We start from the raw sequence: 18,823 nt of genomic DNA on the forward strand, positions 1-18,823 counted from the left end.
TATTGTGATGAGGTTTACCAGAGGTGTCGATCCCACTTTCGGCAATATTAGACGTGCAATCCGTAACCATAGGAGGGGAAAATTATGGCTCGTTACGGACCTAATGAACACGATGTACTCATTGTTGGGGGTGGCGGTGCGGGGCTACGTGCTGCCATTGCGGTGGCTGAGACGAATCCTGAACTGAGCATTGCGGTAGTTTCAAAAGTTTATCCTATGCGGAGCCATACAGTTTCTGCAGAAGGGGGATCCGCCGCCGTGATTAAGGACAACGACAGTTTCGATGACCATGCCTATGACACTATCTCAGGAGGCGACTGGTTGTGTGATCAGGATGCTGTGGAGGCATTTGTCAAGGAGGCCCCGAAAGAGTTGCTTCAGCTCGAGCATTGGGGATGTCCATGGAGCCGGGAGGAAGATGGCAGTATTGCGGTCCGTTCGTTTGGCGGCATGACCAATAAACGCACTTGGTTTGCAGCTGACAAAACTGGATTTCACCTACTTCATACAATGTTCCAGACCACTATGAAGTATGATCCCATCCAGCGTTATGACGAATATTATGTAACCAGGTTGTTGGTAGATAACGGGCGGTGCCAGGGAGTCGTTGCTATTGAGCTGGCTACGGGAAAGATTGAAGCTATAGCGGCGAGGAGTGTCATTATGTGTACCGGTGGGTGTGGTCGTATTTTTCCGTTTACTACCAACGGCAACATCAAGACGGGGGATGGGATGGCATTTGCTTATCGAGAGGGCGTTCCGCTCAAAGATATGGAATTCGTACAGTATCACCCTACGGGACTGCCGTTTACCGGTATACTCATCACTGAAGCGGCCCGTGCTGAAGGAGGACACCTGCTCAACAAGGATGGTTACCGGTATCTTCAGGATTATGACCTCGGCGAGCCCAAACCGGAACCGATTCACCGTTCAATGGAACTGGGCCCCCGGGATCGTCTCTCCCAGGCGTTTGAAAAAGAAGAGGAAAAGGGACGGACAATAGAAGGCCCTTATGGCTCTTATATCCATCTTGATATTCAGCATCTCGGCGAAGAAATCATAGACCGAAAACTCCCCTTTGTGAGAGAACTTTGCCTGAAATACGAAAATATCGATCCCGTCAAAGAGATGATACCGGTTCGTCCCGTCGTACACTATATGATGGGGGGGATCGATACAGATATTCACGGAGCCACGAAGCTGGACGGTCTTTACGCCGCCGGGGAGACGGCTTGCGTCAGTATAAATGGTGCGAATCGCCTTGGATCAAATTCACTGACGGAGCTGCTTGTATTCGGAGCCCGGGCGGGACAGGCCGCGGCCGAATTTGCATCTGAACAAAAACCATTCAGTTCTGCCCTGGAAGCTCTTGCAACCGATGAGAGCAGACGCATTGAAAAGGGATTCTTTTCTGAGAATGGCAGTAATCCCGAATCTATCGCCTCCATAAGGCAGGAGATGTATCAGGCCATGGAAAAAGGGGTCGGCATTTATCGAAGTGAGGACTCCCTGGAAAGATCACAAGAAAAAATTCAGGAGCTGCAAGAGCGCTTGATGAACGTCTCTATTGAAGATCACAGCTATACCTTCAATACGGAACTTGTTGCGGCCCTTGAACTTTCGAATATGCTTGATATTTCGGAGGCTATCATTCAATCTGCTTTACAGAGAACGGAATCCCGGGGATCTCACCAGCGGGTGAACTATCCGGACCGGGACGATGAACATTTTCTGGCCCACAGTATGGCTTATAAATCCGAAGTTGGGCCACCTAAAATTGAGTATCAGCCTGTAACCATTACCCGCTGGCCACCGGGTGAGCGGGTATATGGACATTAAAGAATGTTCAATATGAAACCATAAATGTTATGGAAACGACCATCACACTTGAAGTTCAGAGATATTTGCCCGAGAAGGATACGGAACCTTACTTCCAGGAATATAAAGTGCCGCTTCGCAAAAAGTGGGTCGTACTCGATGCACTTAATTACATCAAGGATAACATTGATGGGACACTCTCATACCGTTGGTCTTGCAGGATGGGGGTATGCGGCAGTTGCGGCATGATGGTTAACGATAAGCCTGTACTTACATGTGCTACTTTTCTGGAGGAATGTCTTCCCGGCCCCATCCGCGTTGCTCCGCTCTCTTATTTTGATGTTATTCGTGATCTCGTTGTCAACACCGATGGTTTTATGGACAAGCTGAAGCGGGTTAAACCCTGGTTGATAACGGACCAGGTAAAACCGGTTCCCGAGGGCGAATATCGACAGACACCGGAGCAAAAAGCCGAATACGATCAATACAGCATGTGCATTAACTGTATGCTCTGCTATGCCGCCTGCCCGGTAGCAGGACTTGAACCGGAATTTGTGGGTCCTGCAGCTATTGCACTGGCCCAGCGCTATAATTACGACAGCCGAGACGAGGGCCGGAAACAACGAAACGAAGAACTGCTGGGCGAGGGGGGGATCTACAGTTGTACGCTGGTTGGTGAATGTTCTGAAGTCTGTCCCAAGGCGGTTGACCCGGCCGGTGCTATTCAGCGGTATAAGGTCTCGGGCGCCGCAGAGTGGTGGAAATCGGTTGTTGTGCCGTGGGGAGATACATAAATGGCAACCTATAAGCCGCAAAAAAATGGCTAAAACTGATGACATCAATACCAGCACGAATCCTCGGTACCAGCGTTACCGACCCGAGAGATACAGCCCACGAATGTCCATTTTCTGGTGGGTTCATAAAAAGCCCTTTGTGAAGTTTATCGTGCGAGAACTAACCAGTCTCTTTGTAGCAGCTTATGCAGTACTTTTAATTTTTCAGGTAAGGGCGTTAAGCCAGGGTGCGGAAGCCTGGGAGGCGTTGGTTGCGTGGTTTAGTACACCTTTTTCAATAGGGTTGCATGTTATCATCTTTTTATTTGTGGTTTTTCATGCTATCACCTGGTTTAACCTTGCACCGACAGCCATGGTACTTCGGATCGGAAAGAAACGAATACCCGGAGGGGTGATCATTACTATAAATTTTTTGATGTGGATCGCTCTTTCCCTGGCCATTGCAACTCTGATACTGGCCAGATGAATAACTGAAATCTATAGTCTGTATGGCTAACAAAAAAAATAACGATCCATTCTGGTGGACCCTTTTCGGAGCGGGAGGGACGATTTCGGCTTTCTTTATCCCTATACATGTCGCCCTGATAGGAATTGCAATTCCTCTTGGCTGGTTTGCCATGCCGGATTACGAGGGGCTCGTCGAATTGGCGCGACATCCGCTTTCGCGCATCTATTTATTTGCCCTTATATCACTGTCCCTGTTCCATTGGGCGCACCGTTTCCGTTTTACTCTTTATGATGGACTGCAGCTCAAGCATCTGGAGCAGTATATTGTAGTATTTTGTTATGGCAGCGCTATCGTAGGAACGGTAATAGGACTTATCTTTGTGCTGTCTATTTGAGTTTGTAAACTACTGAAAAGATATCGCTACGTGAAAAAGGCACATGCCTTGCAAAGGCTTTTTGGGGATGAAAAATCCTGCCCATTTTATTCCTATATTTTTCTCCATCGCTCAGCGAATGGAGCTTATTTTTAGAAATTTGATAAAAAGTTGAATGGATACCGTTCATTGATTATCAAGTTAATAACGGATAAAATGAAAATATTTTGTAAGGATTGGGTCTGGCAGCGGTCTTACTTACAAAAGCAAAGATTCATGAACTTTAAGCCAGAGAGTCTATAACACGTTTATAATCAAGGCAATAACCATCAACCTATATTCTTTTCACGGAGAAACTATCTCTATTTTATCAGGAAAATGCGTTCGCAGCTGATTCCACATTGTGATATTCTCAGCTATTGTTTGATGCCTAATCATTTTCACTGGCTGTTATATGTGAGGAAGGTTGGAAAGAGTAAAAATGTCCGAGAAACCCGTCAGACCGCTTTGAGCGGTCCGGCGGGTGAAGAGCAACACCCTTTGATTAGAAAAATTGCAGTTCTGTTAAGCTCTTATACACAGGCAATCAATAAACAAGAGCAACGGAGTGGATCTCTATTTCGGCAAAAAACTAAATCGATTAAAATAGATTCGAGAGAGTATGGAAGGATTTGTCTTTATTACATTCATCATAATCCATTGAAAGCCAATCTTGTTGATAGCCTTCTAAAATGGGAATATTCGAGTTTCCCTGATTATGCTGGTATAAGAAGCGGATCATTGATAAATAAAAAGAAAACTATGGAGCTTTTGAGTGTAGGTAAGAAAGATATCTTAAAAAAATCTTGCAAGAAGGTTAGCCAAAATAAAATTAAAAATATCTTAGAATAGCTCCAGTACCCGTCAAACCGCTTTGAGCGGTCTAACGGGTGTAGACAGATTTATCTAATATTCTCAATCATATCGCACGAGAGCTTTATGCCTTTAATCAGGGCTGAGCTTAGTCCATTGTGTTCCATCTCGTTAAGGCCGGCAATGGTACACCCTTTGGGGGTCGTGACCTTGTCGATCTCCTGTTCTGGATGGCTGTTGGATTCCAGTAGCAGGGCGGAAGCACCAAGGGCCGTTTGCGAAGCAATAAGCTGTGCTTCCTCGGCATGGAAACCGACCTCAATACCTCCCTGTGATGCAGCGCGAATGTATCGCAAGAAGAAAGCAATACCACAGGCTCCAAGTACCGTCGAGGCTTCCATCAGTTCCGAATTAATAACCAGCGTTTCACCCAATGTATCAAACAGGGCAATAACCTCTTTCTCAGCTTCTTTATGAGGCGTTTTCTCGATACAGGTCATCGCCTGATTGATAGCAGCAGCTGTATTGGGCATCACCCGAAGAATTCGTACCCCGGATCCCGTAAGCTTTGCAATATCTTCGCTTTTGACACCGGCCATCGTCGAAGCAATGATATGCTTTTGTGGATCTATGGCCGGCTTAATTTCTTCAATAAGTCCTTCTATTTGAGCCGGCTGAACCGCTATAATAAGCAAATCTGCTCCTTTTACGGCTTCCGTATTATCGTCAGTTACGGTAATGCCTTTATCTTCAAGATGCCGGATATGGTCAGGAGTCCTCCGTGTTACGGTTACTTTGTATTTAGATGCGGCTTCTTCGGTACGCGCCAACCCCTGTGCCAGCGCCGTACCAAGATTTCCCCCACCAAGAATCGCTACATTTTTCATTGTTCAGTGATTTTAGATTATTAAAATTGGTTATAAACGAGATTAAATTTTTCTCGTATTTCTTTATTGCAAAGATTCCCAATACTGCCTTCATGAGTATGGTTGATAGACTTATCCGGTACAAAATTGCCCTCTTCAATCGCCTGGCCTACGCTCTGGTAGGCTTCCCTGAAGGGCACACCATCCAGAACATTTTTGTTGACTTCCTCTACACTAAAAAGATAATCATACTTTTTATCTTCAATGATATCCGTTTTGACTTCCACCTGCTCAAACATAAAGCGGCTGATATCCAGGCACGATTTTAAGGTTTCGACAGCCGGAAAGAGCGTTTCCTTGAGCAGTTGAAAGTCGCGATGGTAGCCGCTGGGCAGGTTATTGGTTATAAGTGTAAGCTCGCTGGGCAGATTCTGGATACTGTTGGATTTTGCCCGCACCAGCTCAAAAACATCCGGATTCTTTTTATGCGGCATAATACTTGAGCCGGTAGTCAGTTCATCCGGGAATGAGAGAAAGCCAAAATTCTGGCTCATGTATTGACAAACATCCATACTCAGTTTGGAGAGCGTTCCGGCCACCGCGCTTAACGCAAAGCTGGTCATCTTCTCCAGGCGGCCGCGACTCATCTGCGCAGCTACGGAGTTATATTTTAAAGTATCAAAATCGAGTAGTTCCGTAGTCATGGATCGATCCAACGGGAGCGAGGTACCATAACCGGCCGCTGATCCCAACGGGTTTTGATCCGCAATACGATAAGCAGCCTGCAGCATATGCAAGTCATCAATCAGTGATTCGGCATAGGAACCGAACCATAGGCCAAAGGACGAAGGCATCGCTACCTGCATGTGCGTATAACCGGGAATAAGCACTTCTTTATGCTCTTCACTGAGTTCAATAAGCTGCTCAAAAAGAGCTTTGGTAAGCTCCTTAATTTCCGTTAGCTGCTCTTTCACATACATATGCAGGCAGACGAGCACCTGGTCGTTGCGCGAACGTCCGGCATGGATTTTTTTTCCTGTCTCGCCCAGCTCCTGGGTGAGTTCATATTCGATCTTTGAATGCACATCTTCAAAATCTTCTTCAATCGTGAAGGTGCCTTCATCAACTTGAACCAACAGCTGATCGAGGGCCGCGATCAGATCCGCTGTTTCTTGATCAGAGAGAATTTCAATACTGTTGAGCATCTTGGCGTGTGCTTGGGATGCCTTTAGATCGTATTCGGCAATCTGTAAATCCAACACTCGGTCGTTGCCAACCGTAAATCGATCAATGATGTCGCTGGTAGAGGTTTGTCCTTTATCCCAAAGTTTCATGGCGGTTTTGTTATTTGTTAATGGTTATTGGTTATTCAGAAAGTGGCTTGTGTCCTAAGTCCTAATAACCAATACCTATTTATTGACAACGGCATCCAGCAGTTTGATATAGATGTCAATCGCTTCCTCGATCTCCTCCAGTTTGATAAACTCATCCGCAGTATGTGAACGTGCCGACTTGCCAGGACCCATCTTCAACGAAGGAACTGAAAGTACCGACTGATCGGATAGCGTTGGAGATCCGTACTTCGCCAGGCCCAGTTTATCACCGGACTGGACGATAGGATGATCCAGTGGAATGAACGAAGGGTTCAGGCGGATAGACCGCGCGGTAACTTCAGATTCAATATTTTCTTTAAGCGTTTCCAAAATCTGAGCATTATCGTACACATCGGTACTTCGGATATCCACCGTAAAGGTACAGGTATCGGGTACGACATTATGTTGGCTGCCGGCCTGAATTTCGGTCACGGTCATCTTAACGGGACCCAAGGTCTCCGATACTTCCTCGAAGCGGTAGTTCTTAAACCAGTTCACATCGTCCATGGCAATGTAGATGGCATTTTTACCTTCATCACGGGCTGCATGTCCACTAATACCCTTGGCGGTACATTCCAGTACCATAAGTCCTTTTTCGGCCACCGCCATTCGCATCTGTGTCGGTTCACCCACAATAGCAAAATCAATATCCGGAATCTTATCCAGGATGGAGACAATACCATCATCCCCGGAAATTTCCTCTTCCGCTGTTGGGGCGAGTACAAAGTTATAGTTCAAGTTTTTCTGTGGATAAAAATGAACAAAAGTTGCAATAAGAGTTGTAAGTGGTCCACCCGCGTCATTCGAGCCAAGACCAAAGAGTTTACCATCTTCTACCTGCGGGGTAAAGGGATCTTTGGTATACCCGGAATTCGGTTTAACGGTGTCGTGATGCGAATTCAGTAAAATCGTCGGTTTTTCCGGATCAAAATGCTTGTTGGTTGCCCAAATATTATTCTTGTGTCGAGAAGTCGGAATGTCTCGATCCTCCAAAAACTGCTGGATTATATCTCCGGTCTGATCTTCTTCTCGGGAAAGAGAAGGGGTGGCGATCAGCCGTTTGAGAAGTTCTGTTGCATCCGTAAATAGTTCGCTCATGGTGTAAGTTTAGTTCCCCTTAGGTTTAACAAATTATCGGCATGTTTGATATTAACTTGGTGCACTCCTTGCTGAAGCGCTTCAAATGCGGTGTCGAGTTTGGGAATCATGCCTTCGTGAATTATTCCCTCATCTTTTAGCTGGATGTATTTATCATGGTCAATTTCCTCGATCCAGGATTCTTCATCATTAATATCCCGGAGGACGCCCTGTTTTTCAAAACAGTAGGTTAACGTTGATTGATAGCGATCAGAAAGCGCAATGGCCAGGACCGAGGCAATGGTATCGGCATTGGTATTGAAAAGCTGGCCTTGGGTATCGTGCGTGATAGCCGGAAAGACAGGCACGACCTGCTCATCCAGCAGTCGCTTAATAAAGTAAGTATTGACGTCTTCAGCCGTAATATCGCCTACAAAACCAAAATCTATGGTCGGATGGTTTCGTTTTTTTGCAGGGATGATATTGAGGTCAGCGCCTGAAAGACCAATTGCATTGGTAGAACGTCCCTGGAGTTTTGCAACAATCTTCTTATTGAGCAGTCCGGCGTACACCATCACAGCCACATCCAAAGCAGGCTTGTCCGTAATGCGCCGCCCATCTTTCATTTGGATGGGGATGCCCAGCTTTTTGCAGAGATCAGAGGCGGAGGATCCGCCGCCGTGGACCAGAATCTTGGGATGGTCCATGGCTACAAAATTATCCAAAAAAGTTGGTAGTCGATCTTCATTATTGGCAATACTGCCGCCAATCTTTACAATGTTCAAAGTCTGCATTATAGATTTTCCAATAGGTTTTGAAGTACGGCTTGCGCAGCATACTCGCGGTTCTTGGCCTGCTGGTACACAATAGAGTGATCTATCACTTCGTCCGATGCTACCACATTTCGGCGTATCGGAAGGCAATGCATAAATTCAGCCTGGTTCGTGAGTGCCATTTTCTCTGGTGTGATGGTCCAGGTGCCATTGACGTTCGGCGTAGCTCCATAATCAGTGTAGCTTGACCAATTTTTAGCATAAATAACGTTGGCATCTTTAAAGGCTTCTTCCTGGTCATAAGTTTGCATAAATCCATCTGCAAAGCTTTCTGCCAGTTCATATCCTTGAGGGTGAGTTATAGTAATATCGGCCTCGATGGCCGGGAGCCACTGCAAAAAAGAATTGGCTACGGCCTGTGGAAGCGGCTTGGGATGGGGTGTCCAGCTGAGTACTACTTTCGGTTTTTTGATCCCGATGTCGGCAATGGTCGCCATGTCCGTGAGTGACTGCAGCGGGTGGAGCGTCGCAGATTCCATACTGATGACGGGTACCGAGCTGTGTTCAATAAAATTGTTCAGCACCTGCTCACCGTAATCTTTTTCGCGGTCACGAAGTGTGGCAAAACTGCGGACGGCCAAAATATCGCAATAGCTGCTGATGACTTTCACCGTATCCTTTATGTGCTCCTGGGAAATGCCGTCCATCACGGTACCATCCTCAAATTCAACCTTCCAGGAGTCTTTGCTGATGTTGAGCACAATAACATCCATCCCCAGGTTTTGGGCGGCCTTTTGGGTACTCAGTCGGGTACGCAGACTGGGATTAAAGAATATGAGTCCTACCGTCTTTTGCCGGCCGACCGAGGAGGAGGTCGGGTTTTGTTTTAGATCAACGACTTGCTGAATAAGTTGCTGAGGATCATCGACATCCTCGATTGATGTAAAATGCTTCATCATGCCATACATAGTTTGAGCGCATTTTCGAGCGCGGTTATAAATTGATTTACTTCGTTTTGAGTAACACTCAAAGGAGGAAGGAGCCGCAGCACGTTGGGATCAGATGAAACCCCCGTCAGCACCTGTTCTTCTTCAATAAGTGTATGGCGAAGCTCCTTAATGGGGAAGGGAAATTCAATACCAATCATGAGTCCCCGGCCGCGTACCTCTTCAACTTGAGGCAAGTTCTCAAGTCGTTCCAGCAGCTCCTGTCCCCGTTGAGCCGCATTTTCAATAAGGTTTTCATTTTCAATAACATTAAGCACGGCCGTTGCTGCTGCACAAGCCAGATGGTTGCCACCGAAGGTAGAGCCCAGCTCTCCATAAAAAGGTTCGATATCGGGATGAATAATAGTACCCGCAACCGGAAATCCGTTACCCATGCCTTTGGCGACTGTCACAATATCGGCTTTAATGCCGGCGTGTTGGTGGGCAAAGAACTGTCCCGAACGTCCGTATCCGGATTGGATTTCATCACAGATAAGCAGCGCATCGGTCTCAGAGCAGAGTTGACTCACATTCTGTAAGAAGTCGTCATCGGGAATGTTAATACCGCCAATGCCCTGGATGCCTTCCACGATGACCGCACAGACATCACCGCCGGCCAGTTCTTTTTGGAGGCCTTCCAGATCATTAAGTTCTAAAAAAGTTACTTCCGCACTTTTATTGACGGGGGCTACGTATTTGTCATTATCCGTGATGCCGATGGCCGCTGACGTTCGTCCGTGAAAAGCCTTCTTAAAGGCTACAATTTTTGATTTTCCGTTATGGAAAGAAGCAGCCTTCAGGGCGTTTTCGTTGGCTTCAGCCCCGGAGTTGCTCAAAAACAGTTGGTAATCCTCATAGCCCGAAAGTTTACCTAATTTAGTTGCAAACTTTTGTTGCAGGGGATTTTGAACGGAGTTGGAATAAAATCCGATATCCCGCAGCTGGTGATTAATTTGGTTCACATAATGAGGATGCGAGTGGCCGATAGATATTACGCCATGGCCGCTGTAAAAATCCAGGTATTGATTGCCATCGGCCGTGAAGACATGGCGGTCCTGGGCTTTTACAGGTTCTAAATCAAGTAAGGGATAAACATCAAAAAGTTTCATAGTTAAAAGTGTGAAGGTTTGAGATAAAGACCTGCAGATTCATCGAGATCAAACATCAGGTTCATATTTTGGACGGCTTGCCCGGATGCTCCTTTCAAGAGATTATCAATGATGCTGGTAATAAGCAGTTTGCCATCCTCTTTTGCCACGTGCAGCAGGTCTTTGTTGGTGTTGACGGCTTGTTTTAAGTGAATAGGTTCATCACTGAGATGAACGAAGGGTGAATCTTGGTAATAATCTTTAAAGAGTTCCCGGGCTTGCTCAGCCGAGAGGTCGGATTGCGTATAGGCGGAGATAAAGATCCCACGCGTAAAATCGCCTCGAACGGGAATAAAGTTCAGCTCTCGATCAAAATTGGGATCCAGCTGCTCAATTTTTTGGCGAACTTCACCGATATGCTGGTGGCGCAATGGTTTGTAGATGGAGACATTGCTATCACGCCAGCTAAAATGCGTGGTTTCTCGCATTGAACTCCCTGCACCAGTTGAACCAGTGATACCGTGAATATGCACATCCTCATTAAGGTTAGAACTATTTGCTAACGGATAGAGAGCCAATTGAATAGCGGTAGCAAAGCAACCGGGATTGGCAACATTGTCCGCGTTCTTAACAGCCTCTTTCTGAAGCTCCGGCAGTCCGTAGGTAAATCTTCGATCGTTGTACGTTTGATCCGGTGCCAGGCGGAAATCCCGACTCAGGTCGATGATTCTGGTGCTATCATCCACGGGGTGGGAGTCTAAGAACTCCACAGAATTTCCGTGGCCCATGCATAAAAAGAGCACATCGATATCAGAATCAAGCTCGTGGCTGAAGTGTAAATCAGTTTCTCCCAGCAGGTCACGGTGGACTGAAGCCACAGGCTCGCCGGCCTTGCTGGTACTAAAAATAAATTGGATCTCTGTTTCCGGATGATTGAGTAGAATACGCAACAGTTCGCCCGCTGCATATCCGGTGCCCCCGACAATTCCTGCTTTAATCATTACTATTGTTATTAACTGATTGGTGGATTTTAATTTGATTGGATAGGATTTTAGCGAACCCTTTTACGTCTTCGCCGCTCCAGGCGTTATTCATTTCGCCGTAGTCTCCAAATTTAGCGTTCATCAGGTCGTTGTCGGACGTGATGCCCTCAATTTCAAAGCGATAGGGCAACAGACGGATGGAAACCGTGCCGTTCACAACGGGCTGTGTATCATCCAAAAAGGCTTCAATATTGCGCATCACCGGATCGAGATATTGTCCTTCGTGGAGCATCATACCGTACCAGTTGGCAAGCTGATCTTTCCAGTGGAGCTGCCATTTGGTGAGTACATGCTTTTCCAGCTGCTCATGGGCTTTGATAATAAGCATGGCTGCAGCGGCTTCGAATCCAACCCGGCCTTTAATGCCAATGATTGTATCGCCCACGTGGATATCGCGGCCAATGGCATATTGGGAAGCAAGGGCATCCAGCTTTTGGATGAGTTCGATGGAACCGTAGCTTTCACCATTGATAGCTGTCGGTTCGCCTTCAGTAAACGTTAATTTCAGTGTTTGAGGCTCTTCCTTTTTGAGCGGACTGGGATAGGCTTCATCCGGCAATGGCTGGTCTGACGTCAGGGTCTCAGCTCCGCCCACGCTGGTGCCCCACAGGCCCTTGTTAACCGAATATTTGGCCTGGCTCCAGTCCATATCCACATCGTGATCCTGCAGAAAAGCCACTTCTTCCTCACGCGTCAGCTGCTGATCGCGGATGGGGGTAATAATATCCAGGTCAGGGGCAATTACATTGAAAACAAGATCAAAGCGCACCTGATCGTTGCCGGCTCCGGTGCTTCCGTGGGCAATAGCATCGGCGCCCACTTCCAGGGCGTATTTAGCAATAGCTACGGCCTGGAATACACGTTCCGAGCTAACTGAAAGGGGATAAGTGTTATTTTTGAGAATATTCCCAAAAATAAGATACCGGATAACTTTTGAATAATAGTCTTCTGTTCGCTCCAGTGTCTGGTGCGTATGGCTGCCGAGGCTGTACGCATGCTGCTCAATATCATCCAGTTCCTGTTGGTCAAATCCACCGGTATTTACGAGGACGGTATGAATTTCAGCTTGGTATTGCTCCTTTAAATAGGGCACACAATAGGAGGTGTCAAGTCCTCCGCTAAACGCTAATACTATTTTCTTTTGTTGAGCCATCTTGGATTAGAAAGTTTAGGAATTTTTTGGTTTTACGTTGAAGGTTTCGTTGATGGAGCCGAAGAAACCGCTTAAATTTCTTCCAGCGGGTCTGTTTGTCAGCTTTTTTCTCGGAGGTCTTCTCATTGGGGTCGTAAAGCATACCCGTGCAGAGGCAACCCTTGCGATCTTCGTTGGTAAGAATATCATAATTAGGGCAGCTCTGGCATCCTTTCCAATACTCTTCGTCGTCGGTCAGCTCGGAAAACGTTACGGGTTTATATCCCATATCTGAGTTGATCCTCATGACCGCCATGCTGGTGGTGATACCGAAGATTTTGGAATCCGGGTATTTTTTGCGAGAAAGTTCAAAAATGTTCTCTTTAATGCGTCGGCCTAATCCCAGCTTACGGTAATGGGGATGCACAATAAGGCCGGAATTGGCAATATATTTTTCGTGTCCCCAGCTTTCGATATAACTGAAGCCAGCCACTTGATCTTTGTCAAGATCAACAGCAATAACGCCTTTGCCTTCTTCCATTTTGGACTGCACATACTCGGGCTTACGTTTGGCGATACCGGTACCTCGCTGCTTGGCAGCTTCTTCCATGAGGTCGCAAATTTCTTTTGCATGCTTAAAATGCCGCGAATCTGCTACAGATATTTGAATATCCATATTGTTAAAAGGGTAAAATTGATATCAAACAACAGCATATAGTTATTGCTGATGTTAAAAGAGTTTGTCGGTAAAGTCGGAGTGTGGGGAGAGTGGCGAAAAAGAGACTCTCCACCAAGAGAGGTGTTTAGGAGCCCAGGAGGGCCCGCGGTCGTGGCCGCCGAATTGGACAAAGCGGAGACATAGGGAGGACATCAACAGATGGACTGTCGAATAAAAAATTGATATGTCTTCCGCGTTTTTTCATTAGGGACTATTATAATATCTTATCCGGCAAAATACAAAATATTTTTTTGGCCATGTAAATTGTAAGTTGTACTGCTGGTTTATGATCTGTCCTTTTCAGTGGACCATTATATGATGACCATAACTTTTATGTGTTAGAATGGATAACGAAACCTTAGAAATAGCCCGAGAAGCCTTACAAAAGCATTGGGGATTTACCTCCTTTCGCGAGGGGCAGGATGCTGCTATTAAGTCTGTGTTGGAGAAAAAGAATACGATGGTTTTGTTCCCAACAGGTGGTGGGAAATCTCTCTGTTACCAGCTGCCTTCCGTATTATTCGAGGGGCTGACCATTGTTATTTCTCCACTGGTGGCCCTTATGCAGGACCAAGTGCACCAATTGAATGAGAGAGGTATTGCAGCCACCTTTGTAAATAGCACTATTTCTTCCTGGGAGGTAGAACAGCGGCTGGTTAATGCCCGCAACGGCATGTATGATTTGCTTTATTGCGCCCCTGAACGACTCGAGACCCCTCTCTGGGAAGCGGAGCTTCCAAGATTGGATGTAGACCTGATTGCCATTGATGAGGCCCATTGTATTTCGGAGTGGGGACACGACTTTCGGCCAAGTTACCGCCAGATTAGACCCGCTTTTGAGTCCATAGCTGACTCGGTAAGCTGGATTGCCCTTACTGCTACCGCTACCCCTGAAGTGCGTGCAGATATTGCAGAAAACCTTGGTTTTACCGATCCGGAAGTGATCTCAAAAGGGTTTGAACGGCCCAATTTAAAATGGTGGGTTACCGCAACTGAGCAGAAACAGAAAAAAATATTGAATGCTGTCAAAAAAGCGGCTCCATTGGGATCGGGGCTCATTTATGGGGGTACCCGTCGTAATTGTGAGGAACTTGCCCGGAAAATTACGAATCAGCTTGGAGTCAAAACAGAAGCATACCATGCAGGGATAGAATCATCAAACAGGGAAGAGGTTCAAAACAGGTGGATAGCGGGTGATCTGCCTCTCGTGGTGGCTACAAATGCCTTCGGCATGGGCATCGATAAAGCCGACTGCCGTTATGTGATCCACTACGAGATGCCGTATTCTCTGGAAGCGTATTACCAGCAGGCAGGCCGCGCGGGGCGCGATGGACTGGAGAGCTTCCCGATGCTTCTGTTTAAGCCTTCGGATTTAGCTATTGCCCGGCAGCGTATCAAAGATTCGTATCCCGAAAAGGACCAGCTGCAACACGTATATGATGTACTTTGCGATAGCTTAAATTTGGCAGTAGGAGCTGAAATGGAGAAGTCAGAAGAAGTTTCGATACGAGCATTGGCCAAGCGGTCCGGCTACCCGGCTCGAATTACACAGTCGGCACTTAAAGTACTTAACCAGCTGAGTATCATTGAGTTAATTGAATACCTGAAGCCACGGGTAGGTATCCAATTTGTTGCAAGCCAGGATTATATCCGTGAGCAGATACAAGTATCCGAGAACCAGCGAAAATCACTATTCCTGGATACCTTGCTCCGGCAATTCGGAGGAGAGGCCTTTGCTGCAATGAAATACCTGGATTTCGATTATATACAACAAAAGCTGGGCGTATCTCCTAATGCGGTCAAAAAGGGATTGCAGGTGCTTCAGGATCATGATCAGCTACTGAAGTTTGAACTCAACGGAGAGCAACCCATGGTAAAACTGGTAGATGAACGGCAGGCAAAACTTCGATTACGAAAGGAAGAATTAGAGCAATACCGTAATACCCTGCTTGAAAAATTAGCCTATATGAAAGGCTATATTCAAACGGAAAATTGTCGGGAAGTATATATCCGTCAGTACTTTGGGGAGCAAGAAGTATCGCCTTGTGGTCATTGCGATAATTGTTTACAGAAGAAAAAAGAGGACGTACAGTTTACGAATTCTGACCTATTAGCGATCAGGCAGGCACTAAGCGGGGGAGGGAAAACATTAGGACACCTTTGCCGGCAACTGGGGTGGAGTAAAGCACGGATAAAGCGATCATTAAGCCACCTGATACGCGAAGAAAAAGTCAGGGCAAAGACGGAAAAATATTTCTGGGTCAATAACAATAAGTAGGTAAGATGGCACATCAATTGTTGGGGGGCAGGGGAGCTCTTCGTCTGGTACGGATGGAGTCGGCCACCCGATCCATGCGAAGCTCTTCAATAGCTTTATCAATTCTCTTTTTTTGTTCGCCTGGGAATTGCTGGTAATAGGTATGGCTGGATTGGAAAGCAGTTGGTGAAATATTATAGTGTTGAAAGATGCGTTTTCGCAATGAATCAGTCGCCAGGCTATCAATTCGTCCGGTTTCCTGGTAGGTACGTACCAGCTGGAACTCAACCAACAGAGAAATATATTGATCTTCCGGAATTAAGTTGTCCGGTTCTTCGGGAGAGGTCATGCAGCCCACCAAAGCACAGAGTAGAAATAACAATCCAACAGAACTTCTCATTTTACTGCTCATCCGGATGCTTTGGATTTAACGGTCGCATGGTAATTTCATTAATCAAGAAGTTGCTGGGGGTCTCCAGTATATTGATAAGTACATCCGCCACTTCCCCGGGTTGCATCATGTTGGCGTGCGATTCAGAATTGTTGGCCTCATTAAAAAAGTTTGTAGCAATAGAGCCGGGGCAAAAGCAGGTCACTTTGATACCATCATAACGTAATTCTTTGAAGAGGGCCTCACTGAATCCACGAACACCAAATTTGGAGGCGTTATATCCGGATAGTTGGGGATTACCTATTTTTCCTGCAATAGAAGCAATATTGATGATATGGCAACCATTGGGGTTTTTCTTCATCTTAGGGACAATTTGTCGGCACATATAGAAGACGCCCGATAGGTTGGTACTGATCATCGCTTCCCAATCGTCAAGAGGCAGAGCGTCAACATCTCCAAAGCGTCCCAGGCCTGCATTGTTAATCAGGATATCCGGATATTCCTGTTGGAAGGTCTTATTAACCCACTGGTCAATGGTATCATGGTTGGTAATATCCAGGGTAACCGGGATGAATGAATCGCCCAGCTTTTGCTGAATCTTTTCCAGTTTATCAGAACTACGGGCGAGGCCAAATACGGTGACTCCTTTTTCAATCAATGCCTGGCTAAAAGCCGTGCCGATGCCACTGCTTGCCCCGGTAATAACGGCTGTTTTTGATGTTAACTCCATAGAAAAATGACTCTAATTCAAATGTTTTTAACAGATCTGGCAAAAATTACTTCCAAAGCAATATAACCAAAATCATTTTTGGTTTGCAGAAGATTTCAAGCGGTCTTGGATAAGGGCATTTACCATATCGAGGGCAATTTCATTCTGGCCGCCCCGGGGAATGATGATATCTGCATATCGCTTGCTCGGTTCTACAAATTCCAGGTGCATGGGACGAACAAACTTTTTGTACTGGCTGAGTACATTTTCAAGCTGACGATCACGTTCAACAATATCACGCTTGATGCGCCGGAGCAGCCGAATATCGTCATCCGTATCCACATATAGCTTGATATCCATCTGGTCGAGGAGCTCCTTTTCACTAAAAATAAGAATACCGTCAATCAGGATGATTTTACGAGGACTGGCCATCCGCGTTTCTTCTTTCCGGATGTGTTTGCTAAAATCGTAAATCGGGATTTCTGCCTGGTATCCGTTTTTCAGTGCCTTAATGTGGCGAATCATGAGTTCGGTCTCAAGCGAGGAGGGATGGTCAAAGTTCTGCTGGATGCGTTCCTCAAAAGATAAATGCTTAAGGTCGCGATAGTAGGAGTCGTGCTGTAGCAATAGAATATTCTCCTGACCAATGGAATCGATGATATGCCGTACAACCGTTGTTTTCCCAGAGCCGCTACCCCCTGCTACGCCGATAATGAGTGGTTCCAAAAGAAGTTATCTTGTTTTAGGTTGCTGGGTCTGTTCCGTCTTTTCTTTGTAGTCTCGAATTGCTCTGAAAATAGCCGATGAAATAATATTCTGTCCGTACTCAGTACTAAGGTAGCGTCCTTCATCAGGATTGCTGATAAAACCCGTCTCTACAAGAACAGCAGGCATTGAGGCATGATACAGGACGACAAATCGCGCCTGCTTTACGCCCCGTGAATGCCGCTGGGCCCGGTCGTCAAATTGATGCTCAAGCATACCGGCAATGCGTTCGCTGGTAGATATATAGCCACTGTTTGCAAGTTCATAAATCAATAAATCTTCCTGGCTCAGTTGTTTCTGTTCAACATCATCATTGGCCCGCACCACTTTATTCTCACGTTTCATGACTTCAAGAGCAGTTTTGCTGCGTTCCAGTCCCAGGAAATAGACTTCAGAGCCATAAGCCCGCCGTGAATGAGCCGCATTACAGTGAATAGAGACAAAGAGGTCGCCCTCATGACGATTGGCAATACTTCCCCGTTCTTCGAGCTCTATAAAAGTATCATCATCTCGCGTATAAACAACTTTTACGCCGGGCATATTGGATTTAATATAGTCCCCAACCTTTTTGGCAATATCCAGCACAATGTCTTTCTCCTGGATACCTCCGTGGCCGATTGTGCCGGGGTCGTGTCCGCCATGCCCCGGATCAAGAACGACGACATCAAACTTCATTTTGTCACGCACTTCATTATAGGTCGTATTTTCCGGAACAGAATTATTGTTGGGAGGCTGCTGTTCCTGGTTCATCAACAAATTAGGCACGGCTGAGGCCGACCATGTTACTGCTTTCAGCTCTTGGGTGTGTGCGGCAAGCTGCTTCTTATCCGTTTTTGTAAGGCCTATAAGCAAATCACTGCTTTGTCCATCCGGATAGGCACTACTATTCAGGAACTGATCTTTCTGAAGCCTGATGTTAATACCAAGGCCATTAGGAATCGTGCTAAAAGTAACCTCACTAAAAGCCGGAGAATCGGATGTGACTTTTATGTTATTGGGATTAATTTTTGGACTGAATAGAGCAAATTGAATAAGATGGGGCTCGGGTTGATAAACTTGAAAAGAATCCGCTTTCTCTTTGAGATGAAACCGAAGCACATACCCTTTGCCATCACTTCTGACAGCGGTGGAAATACGGCTAAGAGTATTATCTTGGGCCTTTTGAGCCTGCGACATGGTATTACATCCTACCATAAAAAGACCGCTGACCATTAGGGCCAGAAAAAACTGGCTGTAGAAATTTATACTATGTCTGCCAACAAAAAAATTTGTGTTCACCTTGTATGCTATCCGTTTTGTAGTGATGCTATTAATAGATTGAAATTAAGTAATATTTATAGAAGAATAAAAAGTAGAAATC

At 46.1% G+C, this 18,823-nt stretch carries 19 protein-coding genes; 6 read left to right on the forward strand and 13 right to left on the reverse strand.

The features are described 5' to 3' along the window. The first annotated feature begins 84 nt into the window (after nt 1-84). The 5 genes from frdA (at nt 85) to J6I44_RS18550 (ending at nt 4,324) form a co-directional block, all read left to right on the forward strand. Complete coding sequence (gene frdA, locus J6I44_RS18530; RefSeq protein ID WP_265767691.1) at nt 85-1,839, forward strand: fumarate reductase (quinol) flavoprotein subunit; 1,755 nt, start codon at nt 85-87, stop codon at nt 1,837-1,839. Nucleotides 1,840-1,868: 29 nt separating this feature from the next. After that, nucleotides 1,869-2,612: a succinate dehydrogenase iron-sulfur subunit gene (sdhB, locus tag J6I44_RS18535; protein WP_265767692.1), complete on the forward strand. Its 744-nt coding sequence runs from the start codon at nt 1,869-1,871 to the stop codon at nt 2,610-2,612. Nucleotides 2,613-2,637: 25 nt separating this feature from the next. Then, nucleotides 2,638-3,078 carry a fumarate reductase subunit C gene (locus tag J6I44_RS18540; RefSeq protein WP_265767693.1) on the forward strand — a complete coding sequence of 147 codons (441 nt, stop codon included), beginning with the start codon at nt 2,638-2,640 and terminating at the stop codon, nt 3,076-3,078. A gap of 22 nt (nt 3,079-3,100) precedes the next feature. Further along, nucleotides 3,101-3,454, forward strand: coding sequence for a fumarate reductase subunit FrdD (frdD, locus tag J6I44_RS18545; protein WP_265767694.1), 354 nt, complete (start codon nt 3,101-3,103; stop codon nt 3,452-3,454). 405 nt (nt 3,455-3,859) lie between these two features. After that, nucleotides 3,860-4,324 carry a hypothetical protein gene (locus J6I44_RS18550; protein ID WP_265767695.1) on the forward strand — a complete coding sequence of 155 codons (465 nt, stop codon included), beginning with the start codon at nt 3,860-3,862 and terminating at the stop codon, nt 4,322-4,324. 50 nt (nt 4,325-4,374) lie between these two features. On the opposite strand, the gene proC is transcribed toward J6I44_RS18550, so the two are convergent. From proC to J6I44_RS18595, 9 genes are all read right to left on the reverse strand, one after another. Then, the gene (gene proC / locus J6I44_RS18555; RefSeq protein ID WP_265767696.1) at nt 4,375-5,172 is read right to left on the reverse strand and encodes a pyrroline-5-carboxylate reductase; all 798 of its coding nucleotides are present in this window, start codon (nt 5,170-5,172) and stop codon (nt 4,375-4,377) included. Nucleotides 5,173-5,192: 20 nt separating this feature from the next. Further along, nucleotides 5,193-6,485, reverse strand: coding sequence for an argininosuccinate lyase (gene argH / locus J6I44_RS18560; protein WP_265767697.1), 1,293 nt, complete (start codon nt 6,483-6,485; stop codon nt 5,193-5,195). Nucleotides 6,486-6,560: 75 nt separating this feature from the next. Next, nucleotides 6,561-7,622 (reverse strand): M20 family metallo-hydrolase, encoded by a 1,062-nt coding sequence (locus J6I44_RS18565; protein ID WP_265767698.1) that lies wholly within the window; start codon nt 7,620-7,622, stop codon nt 6,561-6,563. Further along, nucleotides 7,619-8,395 carry an acetylglutamate kinase gene (gene argB, locus J6I44_RS18570; RefSeq protein ID WP_265767699.1) on the reverse strand — a complete coding sequence of 259 codons (777 nt, stop codon included), beginning with the start codon at nt 8,393-8,395 and terminating at the stop codon, nt 7,619-7,621. The genes J6I44_RS18565 and argB overlap by 4 nt, the downstream gene beginning before the upstream one ends. Next, complete coding sequence (locus J6I44_RS18575) at nt 8,395-9,333, reverse strand: N-acetylornithine carbamoyltransferase (RefSeq protein WP_265767700.1); 939 nt, start codon at nt 9,331-9,333, stop codon at nt 8,395-8,397. Before J6I44_RS18575 ends, argB begins: the two co-directional genes overlap by 1 nt. Then, nucleotides 9,330-10,469 (reverse strand): aspartate aminotransferase family protein, encoded by a 1,140-nt coding sequence (locus J6I44_RS18580; protein WP_265767701.1) that lies wholly within the window; start codon nt 10,467-10,469, stop codon nt 9,330-9,332. Before J6I44_RS18580 ends, J6I44_RS18575 begins: the two co-directional genes overlap by 4 nt. 2 nt (nt 10,470-10,471) lie before the next feature. Further along, nucleotides 10,472-11,449: an N-acetyl-gamma-glutamyl-phosphate reductase gene (gene argC / locus J6I44_RS18585; RefSeq protein ID WP_265767702.1), complete on the reverse strand. Its 978-nt coding sequence runs from the start codon at nt 11,447-11,449 to the stop codon at nt 10,472-10,474. After that, complete coding sequence (locus tag J6I44_RS18590) at nt 11,442-12,644, reverse strand: argininosuccinate synthase (RefSeq protein WP_265767703.1); 1,203 nt, start codon at nt 12,642-12,644, stop codon at nt 11,442-11,444. Before J6I44_RS18590 ends, argC begins: the two co-directional genes overlap by 8 nt. Continuing rightward, nucleotides 12,610-13,299 (reverse strand): GNAT family N-acetyltransferase, encoded by a 690-nt coding sequence (locus J6I44_RS18595; RefSeq protein WP_265767704.1) that lies wholly within the window; start codon nt 13,297-13,299, stop codon nt 12,610-12,612. The genes J6I44_RS18590 and J6I44_RS18595 overlap by 35 nt, the downstream gene beginning before the upstream one ends. Nucleotides 13,300-13,684: 385 nt before the next feature. Here J6I44_RS18595 and J6I44_RS18600 point away from each other — a divergent pair, with 385 nt between their 5' ends. Then, nucleotides 13,685-15,619, forward strand: a complete 1,935-nt coding sequence (locus J6I44_RS18600) for a RecQ family ATP-dependent DNA helicase (protein ID WP_265767705.1) — start codon at nt 13,685-13,687, stop codon at nt 15,617-15,619. Nucleotides 15,620-15,632: 13 nt separating this feature from the next. Here the strand turns inward: J6I44_RS18600 and J6I44_RS18605 are convergent, their stop codons facing one another. The 4 genes from J6I44_RS18605 to J6I44_RS20955 form a co-directional block, all read right to left on the reverse strand. Beyond that, the gene (locus J6I44_RS18605) at nt 15,633-16,010 is read right to left on the reverse strand and encodes a DUF4296 domain-containing protein (RefSeq protein WP_265767706.1); all 378 of its coding nucleotides are present in this window, start codon (nt 16,008-16,010) and stop codon (nt 15,633-15,635) included. Continuing rightward, nucleotides 16,000-16,719, reverse strand: a complete 720-nt coding sequence (locus J6I44_RS18610; RefSeq protein WP_265767707.1) for an SDR family oxidoreductase — start codon at nt 16,717-16,719, stop codon at nt 16,000-16,002. The genes J6I44_RS18605 and J6I44_RS18610 overlap by 11 nt, the downstream gene beginning before the upstream one ends. Before the next feature lie 72 nt (nt 16,720-16,791). Beyond that, nucleotides 16,792-17,424, reverse strand: a complete 633-nt coding sequence (gene udk / locus J6I44_RS18615; RefSeq protein ID WP_265767709.1) for a uridine kinase — start codon at nt 17,422-17,424, stop codon at nt 16,792-16,794. A 6-nt stretch (nt 17,425-17,430) separates the two neighbouring features. Beyond that, a complete protein-coding gene (locus tag J6I44_RS20955) occupies nt 17,431-18,741 on the reverse strand; it encodes an N-acetylmuramoyl-L-alanine amidase family protein (RefSeq protein ID WP_265767710.1) in 1,311 nt (436 codons plus the stop codon). Between the last annotated feature and the right edge of the window lie 82 nt (nt 18,742-18,823).

It is taken from the genome of Fodinibius salsisoli, assembly GCF_026229185.1.
Classification (GTDB): Bacteria; Bacteroidota; Rhodothermia; order Balneolales; family Balneolaceae; genus Fodinibius; species Fodinibius salsisoli.